Origin of the sequence: Nonomuraea terrae, from assembly GCF_004348995.1 — a bacterium.
In the GTDB taxonomy this organism is placed as follows: Bacteria; Actinomycetota; Actinomycetes; order Streptosporangiales; family Streptosporangiaceae; genus Nonomuraea; species Nonomuraea terrae.
This window is the reverse complement of sequence record NZ_SMKQ01000104.1, coordinates 19,294-28,795: the sequence shown is the minus strand read 5'-3', so window position 1 is coordinate 28,795 and position 9,502 is coordinate 19,294. Positions and strand designations below refer to the sequence as shown.

The following is a 9,502-nucleotide window of genomic DNA, read 5'->3' as shown; positions in this document are numbered from 1 at the left end:
ACCATGACCGGCCCCGCCTGGGCGGCGGTGGCCGGGTCGATGCCGTACCGGGACCGGCTCGCCCACCTGGCCGACTTCGACCGCGACGGGCTGGACGCCGAATGCGCCGAACGGGTGGCCCACGAACTCGCGTCGCCCGCGTGCGTGCTGCGCTCCGGCGTGACGCCGCTGGAGGTGTACGCCGCCCTGCGGTCGGTGCCGGGCACGCGCTGGAGCCGGGCGCTGCGGCTGGCGCTGGAGCTGTCGCCGGCCAACGTCCCGGCGCTGCCCGGCCGCACGCTCGTCGTCGTCGACCGCGGCGACCTGATGTCCGGACCCGCGGAGGGCGGGCTGACCAGGGCGGAGGCGGCCACGGTGGCGGGGGCGGCGCTCGCCTGCCGCGCCGCCCACGCGCGCGTGGTCGTCCTCGGCACGAGCGAGGTCTCCGTTCTGGTCCGTCCGGGAGAGCCGCTGACGGCCGTGCTGGCCCGTCTCGGCGACGGCGAGGGGGGCTCGGCGAGCCCGGCGCGCGCCATCCGCGAGCACGCCGGCGGGTACGACCGGATCATCGTCCTCACCCACCCCGACCGGGCGGCCGAGGCCGCGGAGGCCGTCGCGGGCCCCGGCCAGGAGCACGTGCTCACCGACGTCACCCCCGGCTCGTTCGCCGCGATCCCGCACGTCGAGATGGCCCGCACCGCGGACTGGCCGTTCTGAAATCGGTCACGCGTCAATTCCGGTGCCCGCCGTCGGGTGTGTCTTTTCGTGTCATGAATCCACCGTGAGATGCGACACCGCGGGTTTGAATGGCGTCCACCGTGACGACATCCGCCGGCGAATGCCGTCATCCAGGCGTACGGATCGCGTCAATATTCGGGCCTAGCCCGTATGGAAGCCGTCAAGACCGGCAAAACCGCTTATCACGCGGTATTTCCTTTAGTTTGCAGCCGCCTGCTCAGGCGACTGGAAAGTATTTCCGAGTTGAGGAGTGGGGATGACCGACGTCATCTTCGTCGCCCTGACGATCGTTTCCTTCGCGATCTTCGGGCTGGTCGTCAAGGCGGTGGAGCGGCCGTGAGCGCCGTCAACGCCACCGGCCTCGTCGTGGTCGCCGGCCTGGTGATCTTCATGGTCGCGGCCCTGCTGTTCCCGGAGCGCTTCTGATGTCGTCGACCCTGGCAGGGATCCTGTTCATCGCGTCCCTGCTGCTCGCCCTGGCCCTGTGCTACAAGCCGCTGGGCGACTACATGTACCGTGTCTACACCGGCACCCGGCACCTGGCCGTGGAGCGGGTGCTCTACCGCCTCGTGGGGGTCAAGCCCGACGTCGAGCAGCGCTGGGGCGTCTACGCCCGCAGCGTGCTGGCGTTCTCGGCGCTGTCCCTGCTGTTCCTCTACGCCCTGCAGCGGCTGCAGTCGCACCTGTTCCTGTCGCTCGGCATGGGGCCGGTCGAGCCCTCGCTCGCCTGGAACACCGCGGTCAGCTTCGTCTCCAACACCAACTGGCAGGCCTACTCGGGCGAGTCCACGATGGGCCACGTGGTGCAGACCGCGGGCCTGGCCGTGCAGAACTTCGTCTCGGCGGCCGTCGGCATGGCGGTGGCCATCGCCCTGGTCCGCGGCTTCGCCCGCAAGAGGAGCGACACCCTCGGCAACTTCTGGGTGGACCTCGTCCGGGGCACGATCCGCATCCTGCTGCCGATCTCGTTCGTGGCCGCGCTGGTGCTCGTCGCCGGCGGCGCGATCCAGACGTTCGCCGACCACAGCACGTGGACCACGCTGACCGGCGGAGAGCAGACGTTCACCCCGGCCGCGGCGGCCTCGCAGGAGGTCATCAAGCTGCTCGGCACCAACGGCGGCGGCATCTTCAACGCCAACTCGGCCCACCCGTTCGAGAACCCGACGTCGTGGACGAACCTGCTGGAGATCTTCCTGCTGACCGTGATCGCGGCCTGCCTGCCGCGCACGTTCGGCCGCATGGTGGGCGACAACCGCCAGGGGTACGCGATCGTCAGCGTGATCGCGATCATCGCGATCATCAGCATCGGCGTCACCAACTGGTCCGAGCTCAGCGCGAACGGCACCGTGCCGCAGGCCATCGGCCAGGCGATGGAGGGTCGTGAGGCCCGCTTCGGGGTGTCCAACTCCGGCCTGTTCGCCACCGCCACGACCCTGACCAGCACCGGCGCGGTCGACTCCTTCCACGACTCCTACAGCGCCATCGGCGGCGGCATGCTGATCTTCAACATGCTGCTCGGCGAGGTCGCGCCCGGCGGCGTCGGCGCGGGCCTGTACGGCATCCTCGTCCTCGCCGTGATCACGGTCTTCGTGGCGGGCCTGATGGTCGGCCGCACCCCCGAGTACCTGGGCAAGAAGATCGGCGCGCGGGAGATCAAGCTCGCCTCGACGTACTTCCTCGTCATGCCCGTCCTGGTGCTGGTGGGCACCGCGGTGGCGATGGCGACCAGCAACGGCCGGGCCGCCATGCTCAACACCGGCCCGCACGGCCTGTCGGAGATCCTGTACGCCTACACCTCGGCGTCGAACAACAACGGCTCCGCCTTCGGCGGCGTCAGCGTGAACACCCCCTTCTACAACACCACGCTGGGCCTGTGCATGCTGTTCGGCCGGTTCGTGCCCATCGTCCTGGTCCTGGCGCTGGCCGGGTCGCTGGCCGAGCAGGGGCCCGTCCCCGCCTCGGCCGGCACGCTGCCCACCTATCGGCCGCAGTTCGTCGGCATGCTCGTCGGCGTGACGGTGATCCTCGTCGCCCTCACGTTCCTCCCGGCCCTGGCGCTCGGGCCGCTCGCAGAAGGACTTCTCTAGATGTCAACGCAAGTGCTCGAGGCACCCGCGCCCAAGAAGAACGGCCCGGTGGGCGGCGGTCTGCTCGACCCCAAGCAGATGATCCGGTCGCTGCCGGACGCGCTGCGCAAGCTGAACCCGATGACGCTGTGGCGCAACCCGGTGATGTTCATCGTGGAGATCGGCGCGGTCTTCACGACCGTCCTGGCGATCGTGGACCCGTCGGTGTTCGCGTGGGCCATCGTGGTGTGGCTGTGGCTGACGGTCGTCTTCGCCAACCTGGCCGAGGCCGTGGCCGAGGGGCGGGGCAAGGCGCAGGCCGCGACGTTGCGCGCGGCCAAGCGCGACACCACCGCCCGCCGGCTGACGCGCCGCGCCCCGGACGAGTGGGAGGTCGTCGGCGCCGCCGAACTGAGCCAGGGCGACGTCGTCGTGGTGGAGGCCGGTGAGGTCATCCCCGGCGACGGCGACGTGATCGAGGGCATCGCGTCGGTGGACGAGTCGGCCATCACCGGCGAGTCCGCCCCCGTCATCCGCGAGTCCGGCGGTGACCGGTCCGCGGTGACCGGCGGCACGAAGGTGCTCTCGGACCGGATCGTCGTGAAGATCACGCAGAAGCCCGGCGAGAGCTTCGTCGACCGGATGATCGCCCTCGTGGAGGGCGCGAACCGGCAGAAGACACCGAACGAGATCGCGCTGAACATCCTGCTGGCCGCGCTGACGATCATCTTCCTGATCGCGACGGCGACGATGCAGCCGCTGGCGATCTACTCCAAGTCGGTCAACCCGGGTGTGCCGGACTCGCTCGCGCTGACGGCGGACGGCGTCACCGGGATCGTGCTGGTGTCGCTGATCGTGTGCCTGATCCCGACGACGATCGGGGCGCTGCTGTCGGCGATCGGCATCGCCGGCATGGACCGCCTGGTGCAGCGCAACGTGCTGGCCATGTCCGGCCGCGCGGTCGAGGCCGCCGGGGACGTGTCCACGCTGCTGCTGGACAAGACGGGCACGATCACGCTGGGCAACCGGCAGGCGGCCGAGTTCGTTCCCGTCGCCGGCATCACCGAGGCGGAGCTGGCCGAGGCGGCGCAGGTGTCCAGCCTGGCCGACGAGACCCCGGAGGGCCGTTCGATCGTGGTGTTCGCCAAGGAGCGCTACGGGCTGCGGGAGCGGGAGATCCACGGCGCCGAGTGGGTGCCGTTCACGGCGCAGACCCGCATGTCCGGGGTGAACCTGGGCGGCCGCGAGGTCCGCAAGGGCGCGGCGACCGCCGTGATGAAGTGGGTGCGCGACGCCGGCGGCCACCCCACCGACGACATCGGCCACATCGTGGACGGCGTCTCCGCCTCCGGCGGGACGCCGCTGGTGGTGGCCGAGAAGGGCCGGGTGCTCGGCGTCATCCACCTGAAGGACGTGGTCAAGCAGGGGATGCGGGAGCGCTTCGACGAGATGCGCCGGATGGGCATCCGCACGGTGATGATCACCGGTGACAACCCGCTGACCGCGAAGGCGATCGCCGACGAGGCGGGGGTGGACGACTTCCTGGCCGAGGCCACCCCCGAGGACAAACTCGCGCTGATCAGGAAGGAGCAGGAGGGCGGCCGGCTGGTCGCGATGACCGGTGACGGCACCAACGACGCCCCGGCCCTGGCGCAGTCGGACGTCGGCGTGGCGATGAACACCGGCACCTCGGCCGCCAAGGAGGCCGGGAACATGGTGGACCTCGACTCCAACCCGACGAAGCTCATCGAGATCGTGGAGATCGGCAAGCAGTTGCTGATCACCCGGGGCGCGCTGACGACGTTCTCGATCGCGAACGACATCGCGAAGTACTTCGCGATCATCCCGGCGATGTTCGCCGCGGTCTACCCGGGCCTGGACACGCTCAACATCATGCGTCTGTCGAGCCCGCAGTCGGCGATCCTGTCGGCGGTGATCTTCAACGCGCTCGTCATCGTGGCGCTGATCCCGCTGGCGTTGCGCGGCGTGCGGTACCGGCCGTCGAGCGCCTCCAAGCTGCTGTCACGGAACCTGTACGTCTACGGGCTCGGCGGCATCGTGGCGCCGTTCGTCGGCATCAAGATCATCGATCTCATCATCCAGTTCCTTCCGGGGATGTCATAAATGGAACGCATGCCCAGCTGGATCCGCCAGCACGTGGCCGCCCTGCGCGCGGTGCTCGTGCTCACGGTGGTCACCGGCGTCATCTATCCCGCGGTCACCACCGGCGTGGCCCAGGCGGTCTTCAACGACAAGGCCAACGGCTCGCTCATCGAGAAGAACGGCACGGTCGTGGGCAGCGCGCTCGTCGGCCAGTCGTTCACCGACACCGACGGCAATCCGATCAGGACGTACTTCCAGTCCCGCCCGTCGGCCGCCGGCGACGGCTACGACCCCACCTCCACCAGCGCGAGCAACCTCGGCCCCGAGGACGTCATCGACACCCTGCCGGTGCCCGGCGCCGAGGACCAGGGCAGGCAGTCGCTGCTCACCCAGGTGTGCGCCCGCTCCAAGGCCGTCGGCGAGCTGGAGGGCGTCAGCGGCGCCCGCCCCTACTGCACGCCGGACGGCGTCGGCGCGGTGCTGAAGGTGTTCCCGGACCGGGCCGTCAGCGTCAACCAGGCCTGCCCGGCCACCCCCTTCATCACCGCCTACCAGGGGCTGAAGGTGGAGTGCGCCCAGCGCGGCGAGGACTACGCGGCGGGCAGGACCGTGCCGATCCGCGGCAACGCGGGACAGCCCGAGGTGCCCGCGGACGCGGTGACGGCCAGCGGCTCCGGCCTGGACCCGCACATCTCCGTCGCCTACGCCGACCTGCAGGCCGCCCGCGTGGCCAGGGAACGCGGGCTGCCGGTCGAGCAGGTCAAGGCGCTGATCGGCGAGCACACCACCGGCCGCGCGCTCGGCTTCATGGGCGAGCCCGTCGTCAACGTGCTCGAACTCAACCTCGCCCTCGACGGGTCCTGACATGCGGGGGCGGCTGCGGGTCTACCTCGGCGCCGCGCCGGGGGTCGGCAAGACGTACGCGATGCTCTGCGAAGGGCGTCGCGCCCTGCAACGCGGCCGGGACGTGGTCGTCGGCTACGTCGAGACCCACGGCCGCCCCCGCACGGAAGCCCTGCTGGAGGGCATGGAGGTGATCCCGCGCACGACCATCGTCTACCGCGGGGCCACCTTCACCGAGCTCGACGTCGAGGCCGTCATCGAGCGCGCCCCGAAGGTCGCGCTCATCGACGAGCTCCCGCACACGAATGTGCCGGGCTCGAAGAACGCCAAACGCTGGCAGGACGTCGACGAGATCCTCGACGCCGGCATCGACGTCATCTCGACGGTGAACATCCAGCACCTGGAGTCGGTCAACGACGTCGTCCAGCAGATCACCGGCATCCCGCAGCGCGAGACCGTCCCCGACGAGGTGGTGCGGCGGGCCGACCAGGTCGAGCTGGTCGACATGTCGCCCGAGGCGCTGCGCCGCAGGATGGCCCACGGCAACGTCTACGCGCCGGAGAAGGTCGACGCGGCGCTGGCGAACTACTTCCGCGTCGGCAACCTCACCGCGTTACGCGAGCTCGCCCTGCTCTGGGTGGCAGGGAAAGTCGACGAGCAACTCGACCGCTACCGCGCCGAGCACGGCATCGCCGCCACGTGGGAGGCCCGCGAGCGGGTGGTGGTGGCGCTGACCGGCGGCCCGGAAGGCGACACACTCGTCCGCCGGGCGGCGCGGATCGCGGCCCGCAGCAAAGGCGCCGACCTGCTGGCCGTCCACGTGACCAGCGCCGACGGCCTGGCGGGAGCCGATCCGGCGAACCTGGCCCGCCAGCGCACGCTGGTGGAGAGCATGGGCGGCACCTACCACCAGGTCGTCGGCGACGACATCCCGCGCGCGCTGCTCGACTTCGCCCGGGGTGTGAACGCCACCCAGCTCGTCCTGGGAGCCTCCCGGCGCGGCCGGTTCGCGCAGCTCTTCTCGCGCGGCGTCGGAGTCGAGACCATCGCCCGTTCCGGCTCGATCGACGTCCACATGATCACCCATGAGGAGGTCAGGATGGGACGGCGCCGCCCGGCCCGCGCGCGTGCCGCGCTCACCCGCGGACGCCGGATCGCCGGCTGGCTGCTGGCGGTGGCCGGGATGCCGCTGCTGACCGCCGCACTCGTGCCGTTCCGCGACGTGGTGTCGCTGCCGAGCGAGATCCTCTTCTTCCTCTGCCTGACCGTCGGGGTGGCGCTCGTCGGCGGCATGTGGCCGGCCATCACCGCCGCCATCGGCGGGTCGATAATGCTGAACTGGTTCTTCACCCCGCCGATGGGCCGGTTCACGATCAACGATCCGGAGAACCTGTTCGCGCTGGTCGTGTTCGTCCTGGTGGCGGTGGCCGTGAGCACGATCGTGGACCTCGCCGCCCGCCGTACCCGGGAGGCCGCCCGGGCGAGCGCCGACGCCGGGGCGCTGTCCACGCTGGCGGGGCACGTGCTGCGCGGCGAGGCCGCACTTCCTTCGCTGCTCGCCCGCCTGCGCGAGACGTTCGCGCTGGAGTCGGTCACGCTCCTCGAACGCGTCGGCGAACCCGCCCCCGACGACCACGCCGAGCCGGCCGCCTGGCGCGTCGTGGCGAGCTCCGGCTCGGCCGCGTGCACCTGCCCGAAGGCCGCGGACAACGACGTGGTGATCAACGACAGGCTGGTGCTCGCGGCGCGCGGCCCGCTGCTGGACGCCAGCGACCGGCCGGTGCTGGAGGCGTTCGCCGCCGAGGCCGCCGTCGCGCTGCGCCAGGAACGCCTCCAGGAGGAGGCGGCCCGCGCCGAACCGCTGGCCGCGGCCGACAAGATGCGCACCGCGCTGCTCGCCGCCGTCAGCCACGACCTGCGCACCCCGCTGGCCGCGGCCAAGGCCGCGGTCGAGAGCCTGCGCAGCCAGGACGTGCAGTGGTCGCCGCACGACCGCGACGAACTGCTCGCCACCGCCGACGAGTCGCTGGCCCGGCTCGTCCGGCTGGTGGAGAACCTGCTCGACATGAGCCGCCTCCAGGCCGGTGTGCTCGGGCTCTCCCTGCACCCCGTCGCGCTGGAGGAGGTCGTGCCCCGCGCCGTCGAGGACCTCGGGCCGCTGCGCGACCGCATCGAAGGCGACATCTCCGTCGAACTCCCCGAGATCGCCGCAGACCCCGCGCTGCTCGAACGTGTCCTGGTCAACCTGCTGACCAACGCCGTCCGCCACAGCCCGCCCGGCCGGCGGGTCCTGCTCACCGCCAGCTGGCACGGTGAGCACGTCGAGATCCGCGTCGTCGATCGCGGTCCCGGCATCCCGCCCGAGGCCCACGACCGGGTCTTCCAGCCGTTCCAGCGACTCGGCGACCGCGACAACGGCGCCGGCATGGGCCTGGGGCTCGCGCTCTCGCGTGGGCTGACCGAGGCCATGGGCGGCGCGCTCGTCCCGGAGGAGACTCCAGGAGGAGGTCTCACCATGACGGTGATCCTGCCGATCGCCTCCAGGGCGGTGACCCGGTGACCAGGATCCTCGTGGTGGACGACGAGCCGCAGATCGTGCGGGCGCTGCGCATCAACCTGGCCGCCCGCCACTACGACGTCGCGGTCGCCACGGACGGCGCCTCCGCGCTGCGCGCGGCGGCCGACTGGCACCCCGACCTGATCGTGCTCGACCTGGGCCTGCCCGACCTCGACGGCATCGAGGTCATCCACGGGCTGCGCGCCTGGACGCGGATCCCCATCGTCGTCCTGTCCGGCCGGGCCGGGAACCGCGACAAGATCCAGGCTCTCGACGCGGGCGCCGACGACTACGTGACCAAGCCGTTCGGCATCGAGGAGTTCCTGGCCCGCATCCGGGCCGTCTCCCGCCGCGCCGCCGTTCAGGAGGCGGAGCTCGCCCGCGTCCGGATCGGCGACCGCACGGTGGACCTGACCGGCAAGACGATCTCGGGAGGGCTGCGGCTCACGCCCACCGAGTGGCACATCCTGGAGATCCTGGTGCGCAACCCGGGCAAGCTCATTCCGCGGCGGCTGCTGCTGGCCGAGGTCTGGGGCAGCGGGCACGTCAAGGAGACCCACTACCTGCGCCAGTACATGGCCCAGCTGCGCAAGAAACTGGAACGCGACCCCGCCCACCCGGTGCACCTCATCACCGAGCCCGGCATGGGCTACCGGTTCCGGCCGTGACTCCGGCGCGGTGGTTCGGCTGCGGCTTCCTGGTCGCGGTGGCGAGCTGCGTCATCGCGGTCCTGTTCGCCCCGGACGCCGCGTCCGGCTCCCGGGTCGCCGTGGTCACCCTCCTCGTGCTCCTGTACGCGGTCTGCGTCAGGGATCTCACCGCGGCCGTCGGCACGGCCGTCATGGCGTGGGCGCTCGTGACCGCCTTCTTCCTCGGCACGGAACGGCTTGGCCGCGCCCCCGTCGTCCTGGCGGTGCTCGTGCTCGTCGCGGCGACCGGCACCGTGTACGGCAAGCGCCGAATTCGGTGACATTGTCCGGCCTCGACACTTTCCGAAACTTTCGGGAAAGTTAACGTTCTCTTCGGGCGCTGACCTGCGCCGGAACGTCCCCGACCAGCAAGGGGATGAACCGGAAAAGTGCCAGTTTGCAGCACTCTTGACAGGCTTCAGGAGGGCCCATATGTTGCCGCAATATTAAGCAGATCTTCTTGAAAGTTTCGGCGTCACGCCCCGCGTAACATCCCACGCTCACCTCGCGGCGCGACGCCGGCATAG

7 protein-coding genes and 1 pseudogene are annotated in these 9,502 nt (G+C 70.9%); all 8 read left to right on the top strand.

All coding sequences use genetic code 11. From position 1 onward, the window contains the following. Positions 1–696: pseudogene (locus E1286_RS48145) on the top strand (hypothetical protein); the annotation flags it as partial. A 357-nt stretch (positions 697–1,053) separates the two neighbouring features. Then, a complete protein-coding gene (gene kdpF, locus E1286_RS27755) occupies positions 1,054–1,143 on the top strand; it encodes a K(+)-transporting ATPase subunit F (protein ID WP_080045909.1) in 90 nt (29 codons plus the stop codon). Then, entirely contained in the window at positions 1,143–2,804 is a 1,662-nt protein-coding gene (gene kdpA, locus E1286_RS27750; RefSeq protein WP_132617018.1) for a potassium-transporting ATPase subunit KdpA, read from the top strand. The genes kdpF and kdpA overlap by 1 nt, the downstream gene beginning before the upstream one ends. Continuing rightward, entirely contained in the window at positions 2,805–4,907 is a 2,103-nt protein-coding gene (gene kdpB, locus E1286_RS27745; protein WP_132617016.1) for a potassium-transporting ATPase subunit KdpB, read from the top strand. After that, a complete protein-coding gene (locus tag E1286_RS27740) occupies positions 4,908–5,750 on the top strand; it encodes a potassium-transporting ATPase subunit C (RefSeq protein ID WP_132617014.1) in 843 nt (280 codons plus the stop codon). A 1-nt stretch (position 5,751) separates the two neighbouring features. Continuing rightward, positions 5,752–8,289, top strand: a complete 2,538-nt coding sequence (locus E1286_RS27735; RefSeq protein WP_132617012.1) for a sensor histidine kinase — start codon at positions 5,752–5,754, stop codon at positions 8,287–8,289. Beyond that, entirely contained in the window at positions 8,286–8,954 is a 669-nt protein-coding gene (locus tag E1286_RS27730; protein ID WP_132617010.1) for a response regulator, read from the top strand. The genes E1286_RS27735 and E1286_RS27730 overlap by 4 nt, the downstream gene beginning before the upstream one ends. Continuing rightward, a complete protein-coding gene (locus E1286_RS27725) occupies positions 8,951–9,256 on the top strand; it encodes a hypothetical protein (RefSeq protein WP_132617008.1) in 306 nt (101 codons plus the stop codon). Before E1286_RS27730 ends, E1286_RS27725 begins: the two co-directional genes overlap by 4 nt. The last annotated feature ends 246 nt before the right edge of the window (positions 9,257–9,502 follow it).